Source organism: Phyllobacterium sp. TAF24, from assembly GCF_052113785.1.
Classification (GTDB): domain Bacteria; phylum Pseudomonadota; class Alphaproteobacteria; order Rhizobiales; family Rhizobiaceae; genus Phyllobacterium.
The window spans coordinates 147,821-172,246 of record NZ_JBFRDN010000003.1 but is presented as its reverse complement, the minus strand read 5'-3'; the positions used below and the strand labels follow the sequence as shown (position 1 = coordinate 172,246).

Here is a 24,426-nt window from a genome sequence, read left to right as displayed (position 1 = left end):
CCTTTTCTTTTCTTAATTCCACTCAGGCAAAAGCAGCCCGAGCAGTTGGGCCTGTCGGCCATTATTGCTTTCCACGCTGGTGCTGCAGAATTTGGGCATCAGCGCGGGCAAAGCATTATATTTCCCCCAAGAGAGTGCGTGTGTTCGCGGTTAGCACCTAGTGCAGAACAGGGGGTAGTACAACCGTAGAGGAGCCCCAAAGTGTGTTTTCCAGAAGCAATGGCAAAGCGGGACATTCAGGGGGCGGATATTTTTTCCTGCTGAACCTGCTCGATAAGCGCCTTGCGAAACAGCCGCGAAGCGGGCCCTAACGGCTCATCGGAACGGTGGGCAATATAGGCGCGCAGCATCGTTTCGCCGTTCTGGCCATACTCGGCCGTGGGCACCCGCACCAGCTTTCCCTCGTTCAAATCCTTCTCAACCAGCCAGATTGGCAGGTTACCCCAACCAATGGCTTTCAGGATGAGAACCCGCTTGGTGTCATTATCACTGACCCGCCAGGTTCGCGGGGACAGAACGTGAAAATCGCGGCCCTCTGTCAGGTGCGAGGGGTCCTCACCAACAATCTGGACATGATCGGCAAGCTCCGCCGCAGTGACAGCAGGTCCAAGGGCAGCACGTAGCGCCAGCGGATGGTGTGGCGAGACAACGGCAACGCGCCAGAGAAAGGCCAGCTCTTCCAGCTCTATCATCGGATCCGGCATGTCCAACGCCATAATGGCCATCGTGCATCGGCGTTCGCGCAAGGCAGCGATGGGCGTTCCCATGGGGGCGATGGTCAACCGTACACCAACGGAGGGATAGGCATCCTGCACCGCTTTCAAGGCACTCGCCGCAAGTTCAACGGGAAATTGCGGGTCAAGCGCGATGGATATGCCAAGTTCGAGCCCCTCCCCCAAACCCCGCGCCCGGGCCCGCATCGTATCCACCTTCAACAGGATGGCTCTGATATCGGCAAGCAGTGCTTGCCCCTCCGATGTCAGAACTGGCCGATGGCCCGAACGGTCAAACAGCGCAAGACCGAGTTGGGTTTCCATGCCTGCAATTGAGTGGCTGATGGCAGACTGTACGCGCGACAGCTGTGTTGCCGCCGCGCGAAAGCTGCCGGTCTCGGTGACGGCAACAAACATGCGCATCTGATCAAGCGTGAGTGCATCCAACATGATCTATTTAATCGATCATATTGAGCCAAATTTTGTCAATATCATCGATGGAATTGGCATGCGATGATGAAAGCAGTGTAATTCTCCCGGATACCTGTCGTGACGGAAATCAGTAGCCTGCCCGCCCTCAAAACCGATCGTCTCTCCACAATCCTTGTTATAGCAAGCGGCGTCGTAGCCGCGCTTCAAGTGGGCAAGGCCGCTATTGCCATTCCCGCATTGCGCAATGATTTTCACCTGAACCTTGGTCAGGCTGGATGGGTAATGTCGATCTTCGCCTTGCTTGCGGTGGTGGGCGGTATTCCCGCAGGAGCGGCCACAACGCGCTTTGGCGACAGAAATCTGATTGTCGCGGGTCTTCTTGGCATTGCATTGGGTAGCGCAATTGGCGCATCGACCGAAACCTTCAACATCCTGCTTGCGGCGCGTGTTCTGGAGGGAACGGGTTTGCTGTTCGTGGTAATTGCCGGGTCTGCCATCCTCAACCGCATTGCCACGGCACAGGATCGTGATCTCGTTTTCGCGTTCTGGAGTTGCTATATGCCGGCTGGAATCGCGCTGGCAATTCTGCTTGGTCTTGCTATTGATGGCTGGCGCGTTTTCTGGTTCGCCAATGCGATTATTGCCTGCCTGTTTGCTCTCCTGTTGCAAATTCTTGTTCCGAAAGAGAAATCACCGCAGGCAAAGCCTTCACTGAACACGATAGCGAAGAATGCAGGCAAGACAGTTACGTCAGCTGGTCCGCTGCTTCTGGCCATGATGTTCGCCATGTATGGCCTGCAGTTTTTTGCACTGTTCAGCTTTCTGCCTGTCCTTCTGGCCGAACGGATGGGTGTATCAAGTACGGCTGCGGGCGTGATGACTGCCTTTGCCATTGTGACCAACATTGTTGGCAATATTGGCGCTGGCATCGCGCTGCGTCATGGTCTGCCGCGCTGGTTACTGCTTGCCGTGGCAAGCGCCATCATGACAATGACAGGTGTCGCTGTGTTTACCCTTTCTGGACCAACATGGCTGATTTTCAGTCTCTGTGTGGTCTTCTCAGGTGTGGGCGGGTGCCTTCCCTCGGCGATGATGGGGGCTGCACCACGGGCGGTGCCGGAGGCGCAACTTGGAGCGATGTCAGTCGGGCTTGTTATGCAGGGCAGCAATCTTGGCCAGATGATTGGTCCCGTCGTTGTCGGCAGTCTTGTTGATGCCGTTGGCTGGAAAGCTGCAGCCATACCTGTTGCAATCGCGGGGGTTATTGCGATTGGAACTGCCCTTACGCTGAAAAAGGTCTTCCGGCGCTTTGCCCTATAAGATCAAAGCCCTAACGCCTGTTCCTGAAAAATGGTTTGAACGATGCTCCGCAATATTCTGATTGTGGGTGGTCCCATATGATCATAAAATGAGTGGGCACAGGCTATAATATCAAAGGCTTGGGAAAGGACTGCCATGGAGGAAGATGCTGCCGAGTTTGCTCATCATTTGAGGCAGCGCGCCATAACCTATGGCGTCCTTACCTGCATACTTATGGTCGGCACCTCCATTATCGCTGACAAGGGTGGCGCTCTGTTTGCCGGGCTTTGGCCCCTCATGATGATTGGCGGCTTGGTCACCCTGTTTTTAACAGGCTATCTGCTTTTCGACGCGGCGCTGTTCCGGTTCATTGCCTCACATGAGGATGAGTTGGACGGCTGCAAGGCGCTGGATGATATATTGGCGCGGATGCGCCTGCGTACGCGCCCGGAGAAAACCCGGCCACTGAATGCGCGTATATCGGGAACCAAAAGTGTTCTGGTAAAACTGCATATTGCTTTCGCAGCTTTCGTTACACTGTTCGTGGCTTTGGTCCTCTATGGACTCTGGAGCCGGTGAAGGGACTCGACTCTCAGCGGCTTTTGCCTGCATCATACACGTCGTGGGTAGTGCGTACGATTTTAAGTACGGGGAACGCGTATGGGTCCGACAGTGAAAATCTTGTTCAAACCATCCACGCCAGAGCGCGGCATCGCCTATGGCGCTGTGTCTGATCAGGATGGCCGCCTGTTGCTGAAATCCGAAGAGATTTCAGCTGACTTCCTCAGCAGCGAGGAGCGCAATCATACGACTGATGATCGCGATCCGTCGCAGCGTTGGGAAGAATAGGCTTAGCTTTTCAGCCTGTATCCCGTCTTGAACATCCAGCGCACAATCAGAATACAGACGACGAGGAACACTGCCGTCATCCCAAGGCTTGTTCCGATATGCACGTCTGACACTCCGTAGAAGCTCCAGCGAAACCCGCTAATCAGGTAGACCACCGGATTGAACAGGGTAACAGTCCGCCAGAATGGTGGCAGCATGTCGATGGAGTAGAAGCTGCCGCCCAGAAAAGTCAGCGGCGTGACGATCATCAGCGGCACCAGCTGCAGTTTTTCAAAGCCATCCGCCCAGATACCGATAATGAAGCCGAACAGGCTGAAGGTCACCGCCGTCAGCACCAGAAACAGCACCATGACAAAGGGGTGGTCGATCCGCATCGGCACGAACAGTGCGGCCGTTGCCAGAATGATCACTCCAAGGATAATCGATTTCGACGCCGCCGCTCCGACATAGGCGACGACAATCTCGAAATAGGAGACAGGCGCGGACAGCAGTTCGTAGATCGTTCCRGTGAATTTGGGAAAGTAGATGCCGAAGGAAGCATTGGAGATGCTTTGTGTCAGCAGCGACAGCATGACCAGCCCCGGCACGATGAATGCACCATAGCTGACACCATTGATTTCAGGAATGCGTCCGCCGATCGCCGAACCGAAGACAACAAAATACAGGCTTGTGGAAATAACGGGCGAGATGATGCTCTGCATGATCGTGCGCCATGTGCGATGCATTTCAAACAGATAGATCGCGCGGATCGCATAAAGGTTCATTTGCGTTCTCTCACCAGATTGACGAAGATTTCCTCAAGCGAACTTTGCTTCGTCTGAATGTCGTTGAACCCTACCCCAGCCTTGTCCAGATCTTTGAGCAAGGCGGCGATGCCGGTTTTGTCCTCATGGGCGTCGTAGCTGTAGATCAGCTCGCAGCCGCTTGGCGTCAGTTCAAGGCCATATTTGGCCAAAGCCGCTGGTATGGTCTTATGCTCTTCCTGCAATTGCAGCCGGAGCTGCTTTTTGCCGAGCGAGCGCATCAGCTCGTTTTTTTCTTCGATCAGGATGATCTCGCCTTTGCTGATGACACCGATGCGGTCTGCCATCTGCTCGGCTTCTTCAATGTAATGGGTCGTCAGGATGATGGTAACGCCAGACTCGCGCAGCGCCCGAACCACGTTCCACATGTCTCGGCGCAACTCCACGTCGACACCGGCGGTTGGTTCATCGAGGAACAGAATTTCCGGTTCGTGCGACAGTGCCTTGGCGATCATCACACGGCGTTTCATGCCGCCTGACAGGGTGATGATCTTGTTGTCTTTCTTGTCCCACAGCGTGAGTTCTTTCAGGATTTTCTCGATATGAGCAGGATTGGATGGTTTCCCGAACAGGCCCCGGCTGAAACTGACAGTGTTCCACACCGTCTCGAAAGCGTCTGTCGTCAATTCCTGCGGGACAAGGCCGATTTTCGTACGCGCCGCGCGATAGTCCTTCAGGATGTCGTGGCCATCGGCAAGGATCGTCCCCGATGTTGGATTGACGATACCACAGATCGTGCTGATCAGCGTCGTCTTGCCAGCACCATTCGGCCCGAGCAATGCAAAGATCTCGCCGTGATGGATATCGAGGTTGATGTTCTTCAGTGCTTCAAAACCTGAACCATAGGTCTTGTACAGGTTGGAAACAGATATGGCTGATGACATGAGACTATCCGAACGGAATTTTCGGCCGCGGCGTCTCCAGACGAACGAACTGGAGATGCGAACCATCATTGGAAGAATTGTTTTCCTTATATGGTGATCAGAACAGGTTTTCAAACCACCTCCTGACAAATCGAGTCAGGAGCACCTGAAAGGAAAGCACCCGCCATGCATTTGCATCGCGGGTGTCCAGATTCGTCAGTTTTGTAAATGGTGTTTTCGCGCTACCACTTGGTATGGGCGGATAGCGTAAACGTCCGGCCATCGCCATAACCGCACACTGCCTCACCGTCGCAGCCCTTCACATAGGCTTTGTCGAAAAGGTTGGTGACATTGAGAGCCACGCCCCAGCTATCCTTTTCATAACGGATCGCCGCATCAAACAGCGTCGCACCGGGCACTTTGAGGGTATTGCTCTTATTGGCATAGGATTCACCCTGATAGCGAACGCCTGCACCCAAATTGACGCCTTCCAATGGCCCTTGGTCGACCGTGTAATCCAGCCAGAACGCGGCAGACACTTTGGGAACGATTGTTGGCCAGTTGCCAACCAATTTGGAGTCCTCGTCCTTGGTGATTTCCATGTCGAGGACGGTCAGTGATGCCAGAGCCTTCCAGTTCTGGTCGATATTGACCTTACCTTCGAGTTCAAGCCCGGTTGATGTGACCTCGCCCAATTGCGTGTCGATGAATGTACCCGGAATACGCGACAGAGCATTTTGTTTGGTGATCTGGAATACAGAGGCAGTCAGCAGGCCATCAACAAAGTCAGGTACATATTTGACGCCAGCCTCAAACTGATAGCCCTCCTCCGGCTTTAAAGGATCGCCCAATGTTACGCCAATCACCGGATTGAAGAATGTAGCGGCACTGACATAGGGCGTTACGCCGTTGGAAAATTCATAGCCGAGGCCGACACGCCCACTGACAGCGCTCTTGTTGTATTCATAGGTTGGGCCCAACGGGAAATAGGGACCTTCAGCTGAATCCGATTGGATTTTCACATAATCGTAGCGGCCATTCAGAGTGACCAGCCAGCCATCGCCAAAGCGCACCTGATCCTGCGCATAGACGCCAATCTGGTTCATCTTCAGAACCTGATCGAGATAGACGCTCGTTGAGCCCTGCGGCGCCCCATAGACCGGGTTATTGGCACTGATCGGTGTTGCGCCGCCTGACGCCTGTACCTGATCGATCTTGTAATATTTATAGTCAACACCAAACAGGAACTTATGTTCGAGTGGTCCGGTCGAGAATTCCTTCTCGGCGCGGTTGTCCATCAGGAATGTATCGACCCTGGTGTCGTGATTGAAGCCAATGCGATACAGCAGATTATCCGGCGTTGTCGGGTTCGGACCACCACCATAAGGATAGGCCGGGTCAACATAGCCATAGGGATAAGGGCTGGTTTCCTGCTTCGTCATGTGGCCGTAGCGGACATTCTGGCTGAGTTTCCAGCCGCTGTCGAATGTATGCTCGACTTCGTAGCCGATCATCGCCTGTTTGTATTTGCCATTGTCGATGCCGGGTTCAGTAAAATTCGCATCGCGGCTGATCTTGCCGAATGGCGCATCAACAACCGTGCCCACATAGGGAAGGAAGCTGCCGCCGGAATGGGTCTGGTCAAGTGCTGAGAAGTAACCGTGCAGCGTAATCTTGGTGTCTGCCGATGGCTCATAGGTCAGCTGCGGCGCGATGATACCGCGCAGGTCCTCGGCAAAATCCGTCTGCTGGTCGCCGCCCGCAACGCGGCCAGTGAAACGATAGGTCCACACGCCGTTTTCATCGATCCTGTCGCCGACATCAACACCGAGATAAGCATTGCCATACTGGTTGATGCCGGTTTCGATACGGCCGAAGCGGTCTTTCTGTGGACGCTTGCTCACCATATTGACGATGCCGCCGGGATTGGCGCCGCCATAAAGCACGGATGCCGGGCCTTTGAGGACTTCCACGCGTTCAAGCATGAATGGATCAATCTGGAAGCCGCCAAAACCATAACCGAACAGCGGCAGGCCATCGAGGAATATGCCTGTCTGTGTAGCCTGAAAACCGCGAATGAAAATCCAGTCCGTATCGGGGTCTTCACCGAAGGGCGATGCGGTGACACCAGCCGTGTAGCGCAGCGCTTCATCAACCTTCTTGACGCCGCGGTCCTGCAATTCCTGTTGGCCAACGACCGAAACGGACTGCGGGATAGCAGTGATCGGCATATCTGACTTGGAGCCAGCCTCGGTTTTCTTGGCTACATATCCATTCACGGGACCGGTTGTCGAGCCATTGCCACCATCAATGACGATTTCCTTCAGGACGATGGGCTCTTGAGCATTGGCAGCATTCGGCATGATCGAAATGCCCAGTGTCGTGCTGGCAAGCAAAAGGCTCACCCAGCGGGTCCGGTTGTTTCTTGTCATTGTGTCGCCCCAAAATACAATGATCCCGCACGCCGCTGCACCCGCGCTGGTATCATCATGTGCCTGAAAGATATTATGATTATTTAACTCAACTATATAGTGGGGTCTTGTCTGAAATCGCGGATTCTTGAACGTTTTTGGGCTAAAGTCCGCCGGTTACTTCTGTACGCGCTGCCATGCGGCTGGTGTGACGCCGGTGTGTTGGCGAAATACGCGTGTGAAGTGAGCCTGATCGGCGAAGCCCGCGAGTTCCGCAATGTGATTGAGACTATGGTTCGAGTGCAGCAACATCTCCTCGATACGCCGCACGCGAACGCTCATCTGCCATTGATGTGGCGGCATGCCTGTTGAGGCTTTGAAGGCGTGGCCAAAATGCGATTGCGACAATCCAGCCAGTTCCGCCAACTCCTGCAGACGGATCGAATGCATCCAGTTTTCTTCGAGATAATCGGTCACACGGCGCAATTGCCATGGGGCAAGCTTGCTTCGCTTGCGTTCCGCCTTGGCCTTGATGTCGAACAGCACCGAGAACACGGAGATTGCCAGACTCTCCCCGTAGAGCTGGTGCAATGGTTCCGGATTGTTGCATTCCCCTGCGAGGAGATTGGCGAGCGCCAGAATGCGGGCATCGGAAAACATCAGACGTGGCTGGGCCATCACATCCAGATCAACATCTTCGCCGAAGCGTTTAACCAATGCTTTGATATCGAAATGCAGGTCGATATGCCTGATATGTTTGATCGCATCAAGACGGGACCAGAGCGGCATTCCCGCCGGAACATAGCACATGGGATTGGCAACGCCCTCGCTGCCGAGATCTTTGCTTTTCGGGTCCAGTTTCACATTGAAGGTGCCGGTCTTCAGCCCATCAAGGATGATGAAAAGCCTGGGATCCTGGGCTTGGTATTGGCCACTCGCATCGGGGGCACAATCGACACTGAAAAGATCGGCGACAATACCGTCCCAGGAACGCCTCTGCAGGCCTCCCACGACTGTAAAGCCATTGATCTTGGTGTTCATGCGCGGTTGAAACGTCATACTTTTGGATAATATGGTGTGAAATAGCGCGCAACAACAATGATTTAGAACGCTTCCAGAAGGTTTTGCACTAAGTATAAAAATGTGAATAAAGAAATCATGTTTAGCTGTTGAAATCATTCATCCAATTGAAATCAGGCCCGAAACATGACTGTTCCGGACCTGACGTCGTCGTGATCTGTTATTTCAACGACTGTCGCCCTAGGGCAACAATAGCGCTGCCTGTTACGCCGGTGCGAGCACCGACTCTCCCTTCAACTCACGCATGCTCGGCAGGAAGATGGTGAGGAGGCCAAGGAACGGCAGGTAGGAGCAGATCATATAGACAAAGTCGATGCCTTTGCTGTCGGCAACCACACCGAGAACCGCAGCCGCAATCCCGGCCATGCCGAACGCGAAGCCGAAGAAGATACCGGCAATCATGCCGACGCGTCCCGGCACCAGTTCCTGTGCAAACACCACGATAGCGGGGAAGGCAGAAGACAGGATGAGGCCGATGAATACGGTCAGTACCCCCGTCCAGAACAGGTTGGCATAGGGCATCAGCAGCGTGAACGGCAGGACGCCAAGGATCGAAAACCAGATCACGGTCTTGACGCCGATCTTGTCACCGACCAGCCCGCCACCAATGATACCGACAGCCGCTGCACCAAGGAACAGGAAGAGCATCAACTGCGACTGTTGCACGGTGATGCCAAATTTATGGATCACGTAGAACGTGTAGTAGCTCGATATGCTGGCCAGATAGATGTTCTTGCTGAAAACAAGCAATGTCAGAATGATCAGCGACATTGTCACCTTGCGGCGCGGCAGTTTCAGGGCGCGGCTTGCAGGTGGCTTTTTCGAGTTGGCGGCGCGATAGCGCTGATACCAGTTGCCGACCTGATAAAGGATGATCATGCCGATCAGCGCAGCCGCAGAAAACCAGGCAATGCTCTGCTGGCCGTGTGGCAGGATGATGAATGCCGCCAGCAATGGGCCAAGTGCCGTGCCGAAATTGCCGCCAACCTGAAACAGCGACTGGGCAAGGCCATGGCGTCCACCGGAAGCAAGACGAGCAACGCGCGACGATTCCGGATGGAAGATGGACGAGCCAATGCCGATAAAGGCAGCACCGATGAGCAGCATCGAATAGTGCGTGGCAATCGACAGGAGGCCAAGGCCGACAAGCGAAAAGCCCATGCCAACAGGCAGGGAATAGGGCATCGGGCGTTTGTCGGTGTAAGTGCCGACAATGGGTTGCAGCAGCGATGCAGTGACCTGAAACGTCAGGGTAAGAAGACCGATCTGTTTGAAGTCGAGCCCGTAATTGGTCTTGAGCATCGGGTAGATAGCCGAAAGCATTGACTGCATCATATCATTGAGCAGGTGGCAGAAGCTGACGGCGAAAATGATCGCGAAGGCGGTGGTTTCAGCGCTTGAGCGCTGCAAAGGCAAGGACGTATCGGTCATATCGGGCGTTCCATCGGAGAATGAGGGGGTGAATCGCGACCGCCGCGTCCCCTTCACCTCTCTGATATACTTGTTGCGCAGAACCCGCCTTCGTGGTTTGGTCTATTTCTTTCGCAAGTGGGCCAAGTCCGATGCTCTATCTGAAATTTCCTGAAGCAAGCTTCTTTGCAAAAGATTTTCTGCGGCTTCACCTTCAACGGCTTGAATGGCTTGAGCAATCCAAGGGCGATGTTGTTGCGGGCCTCGCGCACTATCCTTCCGGCTGCCATATCCCTGAACATCGCCATAGCCTGTCGCAGCTTCTGCACGCGATGACCGGTGTTGCAATGGTGACAACGAAGTTCGGCCGCTGGATGGTTCCGCCGCATCATGCTTTATGGCTTCCGGCCGGAATAGGACATGCGGTGGATATGCATGGTGATGTGGCCATGCATTCCATCTATGTGCGGCCTGATGCTGTTGAGGGGCTGAAGAGCCATCTGCACGTAACCAGCCTGACGCCTCTCATGGACACGCTCATTCGCGAAGTGGTTGCTTCACCGGAGCAGGAACAGGTAAGCCCGCGCGCCACCTATATGATGGGATTGCTGCTGCATGAAATTCCCATGCTGGAAGAGCAGCCGCTCGGTCTGCCCTTTCCTGATGATACGAGACTTGCAGCGCTCTGCCGGAGTTTTCTGAAAGACCCTTCACCGCGCACCAATATTGATGATTGGGCGGATCGCTTGGGTATGAGCCGCCGCACGTTTACGCGGTTTTTCCGGCGCGAGACGGGATTGAGCCTCTCGACATGGCGACAACAGGCCTGCCTTCTATCCGCCCTGCCGCGCTTGACGGAAGGCGAGCCGGTGACGAGCGTTGCACTTGACCTTGGCTATAACAGCGTTCCCGCCTTTACCACTATGTTCAAGCGTATGCTGGGAGCACCTCCCCGCAATTACCTTCACTCGGCCGCTTGAGCCCTTGGCGCAGGAACATAATTGAGGATTGGGCCAAGCCAACGCTCGACGTCCTCAACAGGCATGTCCTTACGCTCGGAATAATCCTCAACCTGATCGCGCTCCACCTTGGCGACGCCAAAATAATAGGATTCCGGATGGGCGAGATAGATCCCCGACACCGATGAGCCCGGCCACATGGCATAGCTCTCGGTCAGGCGCACATTGATCTGCTTTTCCGCATCGAGCAAACGGAACAGCGTGTCTTTTTCCGTATGATCAGGCTGGGCCGGATAGCCGGGTGCCGGACGGATACCGCGATAAGGCTCGCCGATCAGTTCTGTCGGTTGCAGACTTTCCTCGGGCGCATAGCCCCAGAACTCCTTGCGTACCTTCTCATGCATCAATTCGGCGAAGGCTTCGGCAAAGCGATCTGCCAGAGCCTTGACCAGAATGGAGGAGTAATCATCATTGGCCCGCTCGAAACGTTCGGCGATGGCGATCTCTTCTATACCCGCCGTGACAACGAAGCCGCCAATATAGTCCTGCTTGCCACTGTCTACCGGTGCGACGAAATCGGAGAGGGCAACATTCGGACGACCATCGCGCTTCGAGAGCTGCTGGCGCAATGTATAGAGCGTGGCAAGGTCTTTCGCGCGCGTCTCATCGGTGAACAGACGGATATCGTCGCCGACCGTGCCCGCTGGCCAGAAGCCGATGACGGCTTTCGGATTGAACCACTTTTCGTCAATGATCTTGGTCAGCATGGCCTGCGCATCGGCAAACAACTGCCGCGCCGCTGCGCCCTGATGTTCGTCTTCGAGAATAGCGGGATAGCGTCCCTTCAATTCCCAGGTCTGGAAGAAAGGTGTCCAATCGATATAGCGCGACAGTTCGGCAAGATCGTAATTCTCAAACACCCGCGTTCCAAGGAAAGATGGCTTTGGCGGTTCATAGCCAGACCAGTCGATCTTGTGCGCATTGGCACGGGCCTTTGCGAGTGGCAGCCGCTGCTTGTCGGCTTCGTTGCGGGCATGGGTCTCGGCAACCTTGTTGTACTCTTTGCGAATATTGTCGACGAAGCCGCCTTTCGCATCTGGCGAGAGCAGGTTTGAAACCACACCGACGGCGCGACTTGCGTCGGTGACATAGACAGTCTGGCCGCTATGATAGCGCGGATTGATCTTGACCGCCGTATGGACGCGGCTTGTCGTTGCGCCGCCGATCAGCAGCGGAATGTTAAAGCCTTCCCGCTCCATCTCGGAAGCCACATGCACCATCTCGTCAAGCGAGGGCGTGATCAGCCCTGATAGCCCGATAATATCGACATTCAGCTCTTTCGCTGTCTGAAGAATCTTGGTGGCAGGCACCATAACGCCGAGATCGATGATCTCGTAATTGTTGCAAGCGAGCACGACGCCGACAATGTTCTTGCCGATATCGTGGACGTCACCCTTGACTGTTGCCATCAGCACTTTGCCCGCGCTTTCACGTTCACCTGTGCCGCCATTGGCAAGCTTTTCCGCTTCCATATGGGGCAGAAGCAGCGCCACGGCCTGTTTCATCACACGGGCGGATTTCACCACCTGCGGCAGGAACATCTTTCCGGCACCGAAAAGGTCGCCCACCACATTCATGCCCGCCATCAACGGGCCTTCGATCACATGCAGCGGCCGCTCGGAACCAAGCCGTGCTTCTTCGGTGTCGACATCGATAAACTCGGTGATGCCATTGACGAGGGCATGGGAAATGCGGTCGGCGACGCTCCATTCGCGCCAGGCGAGATCGCGCTCGCGGGCTTCCTTGCCTGCCGAACCCTTATAGCGTTCGGCCAGATCAAGCAGCCGCTCCGTTCCATCATCACGCCTGTTGAGCACGACATCTTCACAAGCGTCGCGCAATTCCCTGTCGATGGATTCATAGACCGCCAGCTGTCCGGCATTGACGATACCCATATCCATGCCGACCTGAATGGCGTGGTAGAGGAACACGGCATGCATGGCTTCGCGCACCGGCTCATTGCCACGGAACGAGAATGACAGGTTGGAAATGCCACCTGAGATATGCACATGCGGCAGTGTTTCGGTGATCTGCCGCGTTGCCTCGATGAAGGCGACGCCGTAGCCATTGTGTTCTTCGATACCGGTGGCAACGGCGAACACATTCGGATCAAAGATAATATCCTCAGGTGGAAAACCGGCTTCCTTGGTCAGGAGTTCATAGGCGCGGGTACAAATTTCAACCTTGCGCTCCAGCGTATCGGCTTGACCTTCCGTATCGAAGGCCATGACCACGACGGCAGCACCATAGGCTCGCACGCGTTTTGCATAATGCAGGAACGCTTCCTCGCCTTCTTTCATGGAGATCGAATTGACGAGCGGCTTGCCCTGCACGCATTTCAGGCCAGCTTCGATGACATCCCATTTGGAACTATCGATCATGACAGGCACGCGCGCAATATCGGGCTCGGCGGCAATCAGATTAAGGAATTCGACCATCGCCTTTTCGCTGTCGATCAGGCCTTCATCCATATTGATGTCGATGATCTGCGCACCATTGGCGACCTGATCGCGCGCCACATCAAGCGCCGCTGCGAAATCGCCCGCGGTGATCAGCTTACGGAACTTGGCCGAGCCGGTGATGTTGGTGCGCTCGCCCACATTGACGAAGGGGATATCCTTGGTCAGCGTGAACGGCTCAAGGCCGGAAAGGCGCATATGAATCGATATATCGGGGATCTGGCGCGGCGGATATTTTCCAACAGCTTCGGCAATTGCCCGGATATGCTCCGGCGTCGAACCGCAGCAGCCGCCGACGATGTTGAGCAGGCCTTCCTGTGCGAAGCCTTCAAGCTGCTCGGCCATGGCCTCGGGGCTTTCGTCGTACTGACCGAATTCATTCGGCAGTCCGGCATTGGGATAGGCGCAGACGAAGGTATCAGCAACGCTTGAAATTTCTGCGAGGTGAGCGCGCATCGCATTGGCACCAAGTGCGCAATTCAGGCCAATGGTAAAAGGCTCCGCATGGCGGACGGAATGCCAGAAAGCGGTTGGCGTCTGGCCGGACAATGTGCGCCCTGATAAATCGGTGATCGTGCCGGAGATCATCACAGGCAGGGTAATACCCTTTTCCTCAAAGACTTCCTGCGTCGCAAAAATTGCGGCCTTGGCATTCAGCGTATCGAAGATCGTTTCGATCAGGATGATATCAGCACCGCCATCCATAAGACCGCGCACCTGATCCGCATAGGCAATGCGCAGATCATCAAACGTAACGGCGCGATAACCGGGATTGTTCACATCGGGCGAAATGGAGGCTGTACGGTTTGTCGGTCCAAGCGCACCGGCAACGAAGCGGCGCTTGCCGTCCTTCTGTTCAGCCTTGATGGCGGCACGGCGCGCAAGGCGTGCGCCATCACGGTTCAGCTCATAGACCACCTCTTCCATGCTGTAATCAGCCTGGGCGATGGTCGTGGACGAAAAGGTGTTGGTTTCAAGAATATCAGCGCCAGCCATGGCATAGGCGTAGTGAATATCCTCGATTGCCTGTGGCTGGGTCAGAATCAGAAGGTCATTATTGCCCTGCAGGTGGCAGGAGCAATCGGTAAAGCGGTCACCGCGAAAATCATCCTCGTTAAGGCTCAGCCCCTGAATCTGCGTGCCCATAGCACCATCGAGAATCAGGATGCGTTCCTGCGCCGCCTTGGTCAGCGCTTCAAACACTTCCGAACCGTCCCGCGGAGCGCCCATGGGACCAAACAGATTATCGACTGCAATATTCATCGTACAAACGCCTCTTGGCCATCTTGGGATGGGAGGCATAAACTCACATAAAGATATCTTTATGTCAACAAATCAATTCTATTGGCGGCAAATTCTGTCGCACCTGCGGCGTCTTGTCATGCTGCTGCAAAACCGTCCCTAACGGCTATTTTTCACCCGTTCGTTTCAGCAGATATGTATCCATGATCCAGCCTTTTCGTTCACGCGCCACGTTGCGCAATCGTTCGATCTCATCGACCACATCGCGCAACCGGCCGGACAGAAGAATCTCGTCTTCCGTTCCGATATAGGCGCCCCAGTAGATATCCACGTCTTCCTTGATATTCCTGAAAGCGCCCTCGCCGTCGAGCATGACCACGATGCTTTCGGAGTTGTTGGGAAACCCCTCCTCCAGCTTGCGGCCTGTCGTGATGGTGATGGACTCACCAATACGATTGAGCACGACCTTGTGCTTGGCCGTCAGTGCCTGAATGCTTGTTATGCCGGGGATCACATCATATTCGAGTTCAAAGCCACCCTTGGCATTGAGACGATCCAGAATCCGCAATGTGCTGTCATAAAGAGATGGATCACCCCAGACGAGAAACGCCCCGCACTGATCATCGCCAAGCTCCTCCATCAGCAAATGCGCATAGGTTGCTTCCACCTTGTCGTGCCAATCCTCGACACTGGAGCGATAGGTCGATGATGGCTTGTGGCGGACGGGCGTTTCAAAATCCACCATGCGATACTCATGATCCCTGATGAAACGCTCGCAGATCTCGCGGCGAATGCGTGATAACTGTTCCTTCTCGACGCCCTTGTCTGGGATAAAGAAGACATCGACCTGATTGAGCGCGTTCACAGCCTGAATGGTGACATAGTCAGGGTTGCCTGCCCCGATGCCGATGATGAGCACTTTCCGTTTCATTGCTTCGACTGCGATGTTTTTGGCCGGAGCCCTGCTTCCTTTGCGCTGATCAGAGCACAAAAGAGATCATGCAATCGTTTGACACCCGGATGGCCCGCGTGGCGGCGCAAACGCGCCACCTCGGTGCTGGCTGCTGCCACGAGATCAGCATTCTTCGGTTGCTGCATCAGCCAGGCAACGAATACGTCTTCTGGCAATGGTGTGGTATTCATCAATCCCATGCCAGTGCTCCGCCGCTTTGATATTCAATGACGCGCGTTTCGAAAAAATTCTTTTCCTTCTTCAGATCCATCGCCTCCGACATCCACGGGAACGGATTATCCGTATCGGCAAAGACCTGTGCGAGGCCAAGCTGGGCGCAGCGGCGATTGGCGATGAAATGCATGTAGGTTTCGCACAAGGCAGCATTCAGCCCGAGGAAACCGCGCGGCATGGTATCACGGCTATAGGAAGCTTCGAGTTCGGCGGCGTCCCTGATCATTCCGCGCAGCTCTTCGGTAAAGGCTTTCGTCCACAGATGCGGGTTTTCGTGACGGATCTGGTTGATCACGTCGATGCCGAAATTCATGTGAATGCTCTCGTCGCGCAGGATATACTGATACTGCTCGGCAATGCCGACCATCTTGTTGCGCCGTCCGAGCGACAGAATCTGGGCAAAACCAGTATAGAACCACATGCCTTCGAAAATCACATAGAAGGCGACAAGATCGCGCAGAAACGCCTGATCCATCTCCGGCGTTCCGGTTTTGAAGTCCGGATTGTCGAGGTTCTGCGTGTGCTTGAGCGCCCATGCCGCCTTGTCGGTAATGGAAGGCACTTCGCGGTACATGTTGAACAGTTCGCCCTCATCCAGCCCAAGACTTTCAACGATATATTGGAACGTATGGGTATGAACCGCTTCCTCAAAAGCTTGACGCAGCAAATATTGGCGGCATTCCGGGTTGGTCAGGTGGCGATAGATGGCGAGCACGATATTGTTGGCGACAAGCGACTCCGATGCGGCAAAGAAACCGAGATTGCGCTTGATCATGCGCCGTTCGTCGTCGGTGAGGCCATCCTTGGATTTCCAGAGCGCGATATCAGCCTGCATCGAGACTTCTGTTGGCATCCAGTGATTGTTGCAGCCGTTGAGATACTTTTCCCAGGCCCAATGATATTTGAGCGGCAGGAGCTGGTTGACATCGGCGCGCGAATTGATCATCGCCTTGTCATCGACACGCACTCGGCCACCGCCGCGCACGATATCGCCAAGACCCGTGGCGTCGGTCGCAGGCGCCTGATCGGGCGCGAGAGCAGGATGGATAGCGCGGGCCGCATTGGCGGCAGCTTCGGTGTTGGTCCAGTCAAGCATGGTTGTCTCCTTCAATTCATTGCAAAGTGTGGTTTGGCAGGCGCATGAGCGCTTACTGGCAGGCTTCGCAGTCAGGATCGTTGATGGAACAGGCATTACCCGCCGGTTCCGAAAGAATGATGGGTTCAGCAATCGGCTTGGCGGCGACGGCATTCAGCTTGCCATCCGTGCCTTTCAGCGTGGATTTTTCCACGTGGGACGCCGAACGCGAGCGCAGGTAATAGGTGGTCTTCAAACCACTGTTCCAGGCGAGGCGATAAAGCTCGTCCAGTTTCTTGCCGCTTGGGTTGGCGATATAAAGATTGAGTGACTGCGCCTGATCAATCCATTTTTGCCTGCGTGAAGCTGCCGCGATCAGCCAGGCGCTGTCGATTTCAAAGGCGGTGGCAAAGAGCGCCTTGAGATCGTCAGGGATACGGTCAATCTCGCCGACCGAGCCATCGAAATATTTGAGATCCGAGATCATCACCTCGTCCCATAGCCCGCGTGCCTTCAGATCATGCACAAGCGCGGCATTCACAACGGTGAAATCACCGGACATGTTGGATTTGACGAAGAGGTTCTGATAGGCGGGCTCGATGGACTGGGCGACACCGCAGATGTTTGAGATCGTGGCAGTTGGTGCAATCGCCATGGTGTTGGAATTGCGCATGCCTGTCTTCTTCACCCGCTTGCGCAGGGCTTCCCAATCTAGGGTCGTGCTGCGATCCATGGAAAGCTTGGCACCGGCTGCTGTGCGGGCCTGATCGAGCAGTTCGATGGAGTCGATGGGGAGAATACCCTTTGACCAGAGCGAGCCGTTGAAACTTGGATAGCTGCCGCGTTCGCTGGCGAGGTCCACCGACGCGGAAATGGCGTGGTAGGAAATCGCTTCCATGCTCAGATCAGCGAAAGCCACGGCCTCATTGGATGCATAGGGAATGCGCAAGGCTTGCAGGGCATCCTGAAAACCCATCAGCCCAAGGCCAACGGGACGGTGACGTAGATTGGAATGGCGCGCTTCGGGAATGGTGTAGAAATTGATGTCGATCACATTGTCGAGCATCCGCATCGCTGTTGCGACCGTGCGGGCCAAACGTTCCAGACCAAGGCCCTGACTGCCAATGTGATTGGCAAGGTTGATGGAGCCGAGATTGCAGACCGCAACTTCGTCCTTGGATGTATTAAGCGTGATCTCCGTGCACAGGTTCGAAGAATGTACGACGCCGACATGGCCCTGCGGCGAGCGGATATTGCAAGGGTCCTTGAAAGTCACCCATGGATGGCCTGTTTCGAACAGCATGGTCAGGATACGGCGCCACAGGTCCAATGCCCTGATGGTGCGGAACACACGAATTTCACCGCGCGCAGCCTTGGCTTCATAGGCCTCATAGGCGGATTTGAATGCGGCGCCATAGAGATCGTGCAGATCAGGCGTCTCATCCGGCGAGAACAGGGTCCATTGCGCATCCGCTTCAACACGGCTCATGAACAGATCAGGCACCCAGTTGGCGGTGTTCATATCATGGGTGCGGCGGCGGTCATCGCCGGTATTCTTGCGCAGATCGAGAAATTCTTCGATGTCGACATGCCAAGTTTCGAGATAGGCGCAGACGGCACCCTTGCGCTTGCCACCCTGATTGACCGCGATGGCCGTGTCATTGGCGACTTTGAGGAATGGCACCACACCCTGACTTTCGCCATTGGTGCCTTTGATGTGGGCGCCAAGGCCGCGCACCGGCGTCCAGTCATTGCCAAGACCGCCTGAGTATTTCGCCAGCAGGGCATTGTCCTTCACGGCTTTGAAGATGCCGTCGAGATCATCGGCGACGGTGGTCAGGAAACAGGAGGATAGCTGCGGGCGCAAGGTGCCCGAGTTGAACAATGTTGGCGTGGACGCCATGAAGTCGAAGGACGACAACAGATTGTAGAATTCGATGGCGCGCGCTTCGCGGTCGATCTCGCGGATCGCAAGTCCCATGGCAACGCGCATCAGGAACGCTTGCGGCAATTCAAACCGGATGCCGCGTGTCTGCTGGAGATAGCGATCATAAAGCGTCTGCAAGCCGAGATACTGGAATTGCAGGTCGCGTTCCGGTTTCAAGGCAGCGGCAATCTTCTTGAGATCGAAACGAGCCAGTTCCGGGTCGAGCAGTTCGGCTTCAATGCCAGCTTTTACATAGGCCGGAAAATAATCTGCATAACGTTCCGCCATTTCATGCTGGGTTGCCTGCTCGGCCCGGCCAAAGACAAAGCTCAATGCTTCACGGCGCAGCTTGTCGAGGAGCAGACGGGCGGTAACGAAGGAGTAATTCGGCTCGGTTTCAACCAGCGTGCGCGCTGCCAGAATAGGCGCAAGCGACAGCTCATCGAGCGTGATGCCGTCGTAAAGATTGCGCTGGGTCTCGCTGAGAATGGGTGTGGCACTGACCCCTTCCAGACCTTCACAGGCTTCATTGATGATGCGGGCGAGACGAATGTCATCGAGCGGCGCTTTGGTGCCGTCGAGCAAGGTAACGCTGAACGATGGGCCTATTTCGGCCGCTGGCTCCGCCAGTTTGGCGCGTTCCCGCGTGCGCTCTTCCCGGTAGAGAACATAGGCGCGTGCAACCTTGTGGTTCTCGCTGCGCATAAGGGCAAGCTCAACCTGATCCTGCACATCCTCAATATGAAACAGACGGCCTTCGCTGCTGCGGCGCTTCAATGTTGTCACGATGTCTGAGGTCAGACCTTCAACCACATCATGCACACGGCGCGAGCCAGCGGCGATATTGCCCTCAACCGCGAGGAAAGCCTTGGTCAAGGCGACTGTGATTTTCAGGGGATCAAACGGTGTCACCGAACCATTGCGGCGGATGACGCGGTAGCCGGGTTCTGTCGAGGATGATGGCTTTTCGCCAGCGCGAACAGGTGCGTGACCATCGGTACGGGTGGTTTCAAGAGAAAGAGACATGTGCTTATACCCCAAATGTTGGGGGCAAAGGTCGAGCGCACGCGTGCAAAGAACAGGTCAGAAACTGACCATTGCAAGCGACACACCGGGACACCCCGCCCGTGGACGTTCATCATGTTAGGGCAGGTCTCCTGGCTCACAGGTCGGCGCTGGTGTCGGCCTTCCCGAAGCGATTGCACCTTAAGGGTGCGGCTTCAGTGGCATTATCGACAACAACTCGCTGTTTACAGTTGCGGGGGCAGCGCCGGCATCAATGTCAACGACACCTCACCGGCTTCCCTCTTAGCTCCCGGTCTTGCGACTCGGCAGAACCATAACATCTATATTTAGTATCAAATCGCCATCTGCAGTCAATAGGTAGATGGCGATATCTTCGCTAACTCAGAGGATCGCAGATTGAGGCAAAACAAATGGTACGGATTTGCCGGGCAGACCGCCCACTTTGAGCGCACATTCATAAACACGCAAGATGCGGTCATCCGTCAAGACTTGCGTCGGTGTTCCCACAGTATCAGCATGGCCCTCATGCATAACCACAATACGGTCGGCAAACATGGATGTGAGGTTGAGATCATGCAGAATTGCAATGACGCCGCCACCACGATCAGCAAAATCGCGGGCAATCTGCATGATAATGAGCTGGTGTTTGATATCGAGGCTGGAAACCGGCTCATCGAGGAAGAGGAAGCGAGGCTGGCCATCAAGCACCGGTTGCCAGACTTGGCAGAGAACCCGCGCCAGTTGCACCCGCTGTTGTTCGCCGCCGGAGAGTTCCTGATAAAAACGCCCACCAAAGCCTGCAAGGTCGACCCGTTCGAGTGCTTCATCCGGCAGGGTATCCACGGCATGACGCGCCGCGCCGGAGCGGCCGCTGGTCATTCCGAGCTTGACGATTTCCCGCACGGTGAACGGGAAAGACAGCGAGGTGGATTGCGGCAGGATCGCCCGCATAGCCGCCATCTGCCAGAGTTTCAACTGGCTGATCAGGGTGCCATTGATGCTGATTGTGCCCTCATAGGGCAGATCACCGGAGAGAGCACGCATCAATGTCGTTTTCCCCGAACCATTGGGGCCGACGATAACGGTGAACTCACCTGCCCCTGCATCAAAGGATACGTCTTCGACAATCTTGCTTCGGCCAAGCGACACGGAGACATTGGAAACGCGGATCATGGTCATAGGTCCAGAATGCCGCGACGACGCAGCAATATCCATAGGAAGAAGGGAGCGCCAACGGCAGCAGTGACAATGCCGATGGGCAGTTCTGATGGGGCAACGATTGTGCGGCTCACTGCATCGGCAATCAGCAGCAAGCTTGCGCCAAGCAGCGCAGCGGCTGGCAGCAGGTAACGATGATCCGGACCGATTACGAGGCGCAGAAGATGTGGGACAACAACGCCGACAAAGCCGATACCACCGCTAACGGCAACTGATGCGCCTGTTGCCGCCGCAACTGTGACAATGGCAATGTGTTTGAAACGCTGGACGGGAATGCCGAGATGGCTGGCTGATGCCTCTCCCAATGCCAGACCATTGAGGCCACGGGCAAGGAAAGGTGAAATAACAAGTGCGAACGCAATCAACGGCCCTGACGCAAGAATCTTGATCCAGCTGGCACCGGCAAGCGAACCGAGGCTCCAGAATGTCAGGTCACGCAACTGCTTGTCATCGGCGACATAAACAAGAACCCCGATATAAGCAGCGGCCATGGCACCAAGTGCTATACCGGCGAGCAGCATCGTGGCGATGGACGTTTGCCCCCGCCGCGTTGCCACGCGGTATAGAACAAGGGTGAAGGCCAAGGCGCCGAAAAACGCAGCAAGCGGCAGTGCGTAAAGCCCAAACAAAGCAACAACAGGCGCAAAAATGGTTCCACCCAATACGATCACGCTGACTGCACCCAGACCCGCACCCGCCGATACGCCAACAATGCCGGGATCTGCCAGTGGATTGCGAAAAAGGCCCTGCATGACTGCACCGGACACGGCGAGTGAAGCGCCGATCAATGCCCCGAGAATAACGCGCGGCAGCCGGATATCATAGATAATGATGCGATCTCTGACAGAAAGTGCGCTTTCCGTGCCGTCAGCCCCTGAAATAAGGGACTTTACGACAGCGATAACAGACGCATCGGAGGCGCCGAAGGCAAGGCTGAAAATGATAGTGGCGATGAGCACGACGCCGAGACAGGCAATGACTGCGCGCGCAAGCGCAGATCTGTCACCATCCGGACGCAGTTTTTTGCCGCCCCGCGCGGAGGCAAGGACGGCAGGTTTTCTCAAGATTGCCTCGCTCATTGGCTTAGTTCGTCGCCGTATATAGCTTCTGCCAGCTCATGGATTGCCTTGGGCGCACGCGGGCCAAAACCCAGCAGATATTGACCGCCCATACGAATGATCTTCTTGTCCTTGCCAGCCGGTGTGGCTGATATCGCCGCATTGGCAAGAAGGTCGGCATTGTCGGATGAGTGATCGCCGCCGCGGTCCATGACCAGAATGACATCGGGCTTGGCGGTGATGATTGCTTCATCGGTCAGCGGCTTGTAACCCGGATATTCCGTGATCGCATTGTCAGCGCCTGCGAGTGCTATAATACCATTGGCCGCCGTCTTGGTGCCTGAAGCCATGATCTTGCCGCCTTGCGCACTCAGCACAAACAAAACGCGCTTGCGGTTCTTGATGTTCTTGGTTGCGTCTTCGGATGCCTGCAAATCCTTTTCGACCTGCGCGGCCAGCTTTTCAGCCTTGTCATCGACGCCAAGCGCCGCGCCCACGACGCGGATTTTCGCAGTAATGCTTTTCCCCGTATAGTCCTCAGGTACGAAAACAAAAGGAACACTGGCCTTTTTGAGGACGTCGATCGTCTCTTTCGGGCCACTGCCCTCGACGGCAATTATGGCCGTCGGGTTGATAGAGAGCACGCCTTCGGGCGAAAGCGCACGCATGTAGCCCACGTCGGGCAATTTTCGTGCTGCTTCCGGATAGGTGCTTGTCTGATCGCGGCCGACCAGATGGCCTTCTTCACCCAGTGCGTAGACAATTTCAGTAATGGAATCGCCGATGGAAACCACGCGGCTTGCATCGGGAAGGCGTCCGGTTACTTCTTCTGCTGAAGCGATGCCATGGGACAAAGACAATGTCAGCAACCCGGCAAACGAAGCAGCAAGGCGGAGTTTTCGGTTTCTGGAAAACATGTTCATTTCCTTATGCCGCCGAGCGCATGATGCGGGGAAGGTTTTCAACGAGCTGGCGCCAGTCGGCACGCTCAACGGAACCCTCATGCCGCTTGCCAAAGAACTGGATGATCATCTCACCTTCGGCACCATAGGCTTCGAGCGACGTTACATGACCGTCCTTGGTCGGTTTGCGAACGGCCCAAACTTCCGCGATGTGATCAAGCCGCAGATGCATATGAAACGTTTCATCAAGGATATTGAGCCAGGGACCCATTGGTTTGATGTTTTCAATCGGCCCCGAGTGAATCTGAATGCAACCGCGATTACCGACAAAGCACATGATCGGTATCTGCTCCTGCACCGCATGGTGCATCATGGCACCCAGGGCATCGCGGTCGAGAGCCCAGGCGAAATCTTGCCCGATCACCTGCACCGCCTGATGGCGTGTCATTTTCAGCGAGCGCAGGATGCCGAAGAACTCATGCACATCCTTCATCTGGGTCCAGCGATCCCGCAGGCCATCCGCGTCAAGCTCATGAATTTCAGCGGTTTTCTCTTCCGGCTTTGGCAAGGCCTTGACTTCGATGCTCTGTGACTGGTCATCGAGGCGCAGCTTGGCGACAAGCGCGTGATAGGCTTCAAGATCGGAGGCCGGGCGCAGATGAATTTTATGGATCGCTTCGCCAGCCGCATCGAAGAACTGCAGGCTGCGGCGGGTAAACTCGGCATCCTGTTTTTCCACCGCGAAGCCATGAGCCCAGCTATCAGGAAAGAGACGCATGTCGATCTGCTCGCCGAGAAGCATTGAGGCATGTTTCCCGACAACAGGCTTGTCGTAAACACCGATCTTCTCGTGGACGGCGCTTTCATTGCGCGTCAGCGCCATGACCTCACCCAAGGTCTGGATTTCGGTCAGGAACGTATCGATGCGAGGCGTGATGCGAATGACATTGATACCGCAGAATGCAGCAACCAGATCAGCCTCGGTAATGCCGAGTTGCTGGGCAAGATCGCGCTCGCGCATTTTTGGATTATCAGCCCGTGCCTGGCGAATCTGCTGGGGTGTCGGCTTTTGGATATCGGTCATGGTCTCTGGATGCCTATCAATGCGTTACTTGTTGAGAATGAGCTTGCCCTGGCGGGTGATTTTGAGACGGTAAAGCGATCCGGCATGCTCGATACCTACCTCAGTGGTGCCGTCGAACAGGATTTCGCTGCCGTAGACACGCATATCGGACTGGGAGATCGGCATGATTTCCCGCGCTATGGGTGCAAGCCTCGGAAGCCGGACTTGCAGGTCGATGATTTGGCGTCGTGACATTGTTGGCCAGCCTTTTCGTGCTGTCGCTCCCGGAACAGTCCGGACGCGGATAATCAAACTTGACTCGTATGGTCATATTTATTACTCAACATAAAGAGGAGTCAACGAGTCAAGTTAGTTGACGCTTGAAAAATTT

At 55.3% G+C, this 24,426-nt stretch carries 20 protein-coding genes and 1 riboswitch; of the genes, 4 read left to right on the top strand and 16 right to left on the bottom strand.

The annotated features are described in order from the left end of the window. Window positions 1-236: 236 nt before the first annotated feature. The gene (locus AB4Y96_RS04275) at window positions 237-1,163 is read right to left on the bottom strand and encodes a LysR family transcriptional regulator (protein ID WP_441915886.1); all 927 of its coding nucleotides are present in this window, start codon (window positions 1,161-1,163) and stop codon (window positions 237-239) included. Window positions 1,164-1,262: 99 nt separating this feature from the next. Here AB4Y96_RS04275 and AB4Y96_RS04270 point away from each other — a divergent pair, with 99 nt between their 5' ends. From AB4Y96_RS04270 to AB4Y96_RS04260, 3 genes are all read left to right on the top strand, one after another. Next, the gene (locus AB4Y96_RS04270; RefSeq protein WP_441915885.1) at window positions 1,263-2,465 is read left to right on the top strand and encodes an MFS transporter; all 1,203 of its coding nucleotides are present in this window, start codon (window positions 1,263-1,265) and stop codon (window positions 2,463-2,465) included. Window positions 2,466-2,600: 135 nt separating this feature from the next. Then, complete coding sequence (locus AB4Y96_RS04265; protein ID WP_091885460.1) at window positions 2,601-3,023, top strand: hypothetical protein; 423 nt, start codon at window positions 2,601-2,603, stop codon at window positions 3,021-3,023. A gap of 93 nt (window positions 3,024-3,116) precedes the next feature. Beyond that, window positions 3,117-3,293: a hypothetical protein gene (locus AB4Y96_RS04260; RefSeq protein ID WP_441915883.1), complete on the top strand. Its 177-nt coding sequence runs from the start codon at window positions 3,117-3,119 to the stop codon at window positions 3,291-3,293. 2 nt (window positions 3,294-3,295) lie between these two features. Here AB4Y96_RS04260 and AB4Y96_RS04255 read toward each other — a convergent pair whose 3' ends face one another. From AB4Y96_RS04255 to AB4Y96_RS04235, 5 genes are all read right to left on the bottom strand, one after another. Next, window positions 3,296-4,057 carry an ABC transporter permease gene (locus AB4Y96_RS04255; protein WP_441915881.1) on the bottom strand — a complete coding sequence of 254 codons (762 nt, stop codon included), beginning with the start codon at window positions 4,055-4,057 and terminating at the stop codon, window positions 3,296-3,298. Continuing rightward, window positions 4,054-4,980, bottom strand: coding sequence for an ABC transporter ATP-binding protein (locus tag AB4Y96_RS04250; protein ID WP_091885623.1), 927 nt, complete (start codon window positions 4,978-4,980; stop codon window positions 4,054-4,056). The genes AB4Y96_RS04255 and AB4Y96_RS04250 overlap by 4 nt, the downstream gene beginning before the upstream one ends. A gap of 221 nt (window positions 4,981-5,201) precedes the next feature. Continuing rightward, a complete protein-coding gene (locus AB4Y96_RS04245; RefSeq protein ID WP_441915880.1) occupies window positions 5,202-7,391 on the bottom strand; it encodes a TonB-dependent siderophore receptor in 2,190 nt (729 codons plus the stop codon). A gap of 156 nt (window positions 7,392-7,547) precedes the next feature. Continuing rightward, the gene (locus AB4Y96_RS04240) at window positions 7,548-8,429 is read right to left on the bottom strand and encodes a helix-turn-helix domain-containing protein (protein ID WP_441915878.1); all 882 of its coding nucleotides are present in this window, start codon (window positions 8,427-8,429) and stop codon (window positions 7,548-7,550) included. Window positions 8,430-8,654: 225 nt separating this feature from the next. Then, a complete protein-coding gene (locus AB4Y96_RS04235; protein WP_113094952.1) occupies window positions 8,655-9,881 on the bottom strand; it encodes an MFS transporter in 1,227 nt (408 codons plus the stop codon). 131 nt (window positions 9,882-10,012) lie between these two features. Here AB4Y96_RS04235 and AB4Y96_RS04230 point away from each other — a divergent pair, with 131 nt between their 5' ends. Beyond that, window positions 10,013-10,840, top strand: coding sequence for an AraC family transcriptional regulator (locus AB4Y96_RS04230; RefSeq protein WP_441915875.1), 828 nt, complete (start codon window positions 10,013-10,015; stop codon window positions 10,838-10,840). Here the strand turns inward: AB4Y96_RS04230 and metH are convergent. The 10 genes from metH to hemP form a co-directional block, all read right to left on the bottom strand. Then, window positions 10,825-14,601, bottom strand: a complete 3,777-nt coding sequence (gene metH, locus AB4Y96_RS04225; RefSeq protein WP_441915873.1) for a methionine synthase — start codon at window positions 14,599-14,601, stop codon at window positions 10,825-10,827. The two genes, AB4Y96_RS04230 and metH, sit on opposite strands and share 16 nt — an antisense overlap. Window positions 14,602-14,746: 145 nt before the next feature. Then, on the bottom strand, window positions 14,747-15,511 hold the full coding sequence (gene cobF / locus AB4Y96_RS04220; RefSeq protein WP_441915871.1) for a precorrin-6A synthase (deacetylating): 765 nt from the start codon (window positions 15,509-15,511) through the stop codon (window positions 14,747-14,749). Further along, on the bottom strand, window positions 15,508-15,732 hold the full coding sequence (locus AB4Y96_RS04215) for a hypothetical protein (protein ID WP_441915869.1): 225 nt from the start codon (window positions 15,730-15,732) through the stop codon (window positions 15,508-15,510). The genes cobF and AB4Y96_RS04215 overlap by 4 nt, the downstream gene beginning before the upstream one ends. Beyond that, window positions 15,723-16,862, bottom strand: coding sequence for a ribonucleotide-diphosphate reductase subunit beta (locus tag AB4Y96_RS04210; protein ID WP_113094948.1), 1,140 nt, complete (start codon window positions 16,860-16,862; stop codon window positions 15,723-15,725). The genes AB4Y96_RS04215 and AB4Y96_RS04210 overlap by 10 nt, the downstream gene beginning before the upstream one ends. A 52-nt stretch (window positions 16,863-16,914) precedes the next feature. Next, on the bottom strand, window positions 16,915-19,794 hold the full coding sequence (locus AB4Y96_RS04205) for a ribonucleoside-diphosphate reductase subunit alpha (protein ID WP_441915867.1): 2,880 nt from the start codon (window positions 19,792-19,794) through the stop codon (window positions 16,915-16,917). Between the two features lie 104 nt (window positions 19,795-19,898). After that, window positions 19,899-20,125, bottom strand: a riboswitch (cobalamin riboswitch). Between the two features lie 50 nt (window positions 20,126-20,175). Continuing rightward, complete coding sequence (locus AB4Y96_RS04200; RefSeq protein ID WP_441915866.1) at window positions 20,176-20,967, bottom strand: heme ABC transporter ATP-binding protein; 792 nt, start codon at window positions 20,965-20,967, stop codon at window positions 20,176-20,178. 2 nt (window positions 20,968-20,969) lie between these two features. Next, the gene (locus AB4Y96_RS04195; protein ID WP_441915864.1) at window positions 20,970-22,091 is read right to left on the bottom strand and encodes a FecCD family ABC transporter permease; all 1,122 of its coding nucleotides are present in this window, start codon (window positions 22,089-22,091) and stop codon (window positions 20,970-20,972) included. Then, window positions 22,088-22,993, bottom strand: coding sequence for a heme/hemin ABC transporter substrate-binding protein (locus AB4Y96_RS04190; protein ID WP_441915862.1), 906 nt, complete (start codon window positions 22,991-22,993; stop codon window positions 22,088-22,090). Before AB4Y96_RS04190 ends, AB4Y96_RS04195 begins: the two co-directional genes overlap by 4 nt. A 4-nt stretch (window positions 22,994-22,997) precedes the next feature. Then, on the bottom strand, window positions 22,998-24,056 hold the full coding sequence (locus tag AB4Y96_RS04185) for a hemin-degrading factor (protein WP_441915860.1): 1,059 nt from the start codon (window positions 24,054-24,056) through the stop codon (window positions 22,998-23,000). Between the two features lie 24 nt (window positions 24,057-24,080). Next, entirely contained in the window at window positions 24,081-24,221 is a 141-nt protein-coding gene (gene hemP / locus AB4Y96_RS04180; protein WP_227989249.1) for a hemin uptake protein HemP, read from the bottom strand. Between the last annotated feature and the right edge of the window lie 205 nt (window positions 24,222-24,426).

What these genes read in the sequence shown, in the direction of transcription:
- AB4Y96_RS04275 (WP_441915886.1), bottom strand. Translation starts at nt 1,163, where the DNA reads ATGTTGGATGCACTCACGCTTGATCAGATGCGCATGTTTGTTGCCGTC.
- AB4Y96_RS04265 (WP_091885460.1), top strand. Translation starts at nt 2,601, where the DNA reads ATGGAGGAAGATGCTGCCGAGTTTGCTCATCATTTGAGGCAGCGCGCC.
- AB4Y96_RS04250 (WP_091885623.1), bottom strand. Translation starts at nt 4,980, where the DNA reads ATGTCATCAGCCATATCTGTTTCCAACCTGTACAAGACCTATGGTTCA.
- AB4Y96_RS04245 (WP_441915880.1), bottom strand. Translation starts at nt 7,391, where the DNA reads ATGACAAGAAACAACCGGACCCGCTGGGTGAGCCTTTTGCTTGCCAGC.
- AB4Y96_RS04240 (WP_441915878.1), bottom strand. Translation starts at nt 8,429, where the DNA reads ATGACGTTTCAACCGCGCATGAACACCAAGATCAATGGCTTTACAGTC.
- AB4Y96_RS04235 (WP_113094952.1), bottom strand. Translation starts at nt 9,881, where the DNA reads ATGACCGATACGTCCTTGCCTTTGCAGCGCTCAAGCGCTGAAACCACC.
- AB4Y96_RS04230 (WP_441915875.1), top strand. Translation starts at nt 10,013, where the DNA reads ATGCTCTATCTGAAATTTCCTGAAGCAAGCTTCTTTGCAAAAGATTTT.
- metH (WP_441915873.1), bottom strand. Translation starts at nt 14,601, where the DNA reads ATGAATATTGCAGTCGATAATCTGTTTGGTCCCATGGGCGCTCCGCGG.
- cobF (WP_441915871.1), bottom strand. Translation starts at nt 15,511, where the DNA reads ATGAAACGGAAAGTGCTCATCATCGGCATCGGGGCAGGCAACCCTGAC.
- AB4Y96_RS04215 (WP_441915869.1), bottom strand. Translation starts at nt 15,732, where the DNA reads ATGGGATTGATGAATACCACACCATTGCCAGAAGACGTATTCGTTGCC.
- AB4Y96_RS04210 (WP_113094948.1), bottom strand. Translation starts at nt 16,862, where the DNA reads ATGCTTGACTGGACCAACACCGAAGCTGCCGCCAATGCGGCCCGCGCT.
- AB4Y96_RS04205 (WP_441915867.1), bottom strand. Translation starts at nt 19,794, where the DNA reads ATGTCTCTTTCTCTTGAAACCACCCGTACCGATGGTCACGCACCTGTT.
- AB4Y96_RS04200 (WP_441915866.1), bottom strand. Translation starts at nt 20,967, where the DNA reads ATGATCCGCGTTTCCAATGTCTCCGTGTCGCTTGGCCGAAGCAAGATT.
- AB4Y96_RS04195 (WP_441915864.1), bottom strand. Translation starts at nt 22,091, where the DNA reads ATGAGCGAGGCAATCTTGAGAAAACCTGCCGTCCTTGCCTCCGCGCGG.
- AB4Y96_RS04190 (WP_441915862.1), bottom strand. Translation starts at nt 22,993, where the DNA reads ATGAACATGTTTTCCAGAAACCGAAAACTCCGCCTTGCTGCTTCGTTT.
- AB4Y96_RS04185 (WP_441915860.1), bottom strand. Translation starts at nt 24,056, where the DNA reads ATGACCGATATCCAAAAGCCGACACCCCAGCAGATTCGCCAGGCACGG.
- hemP (WP_227989249.1), bottom strand. Translation starts at nt 24,221, where the DNA reads ATGCCGATCTCCCAGTCCGATATGCGTGTCTACGGCAGCGAAATCCTG.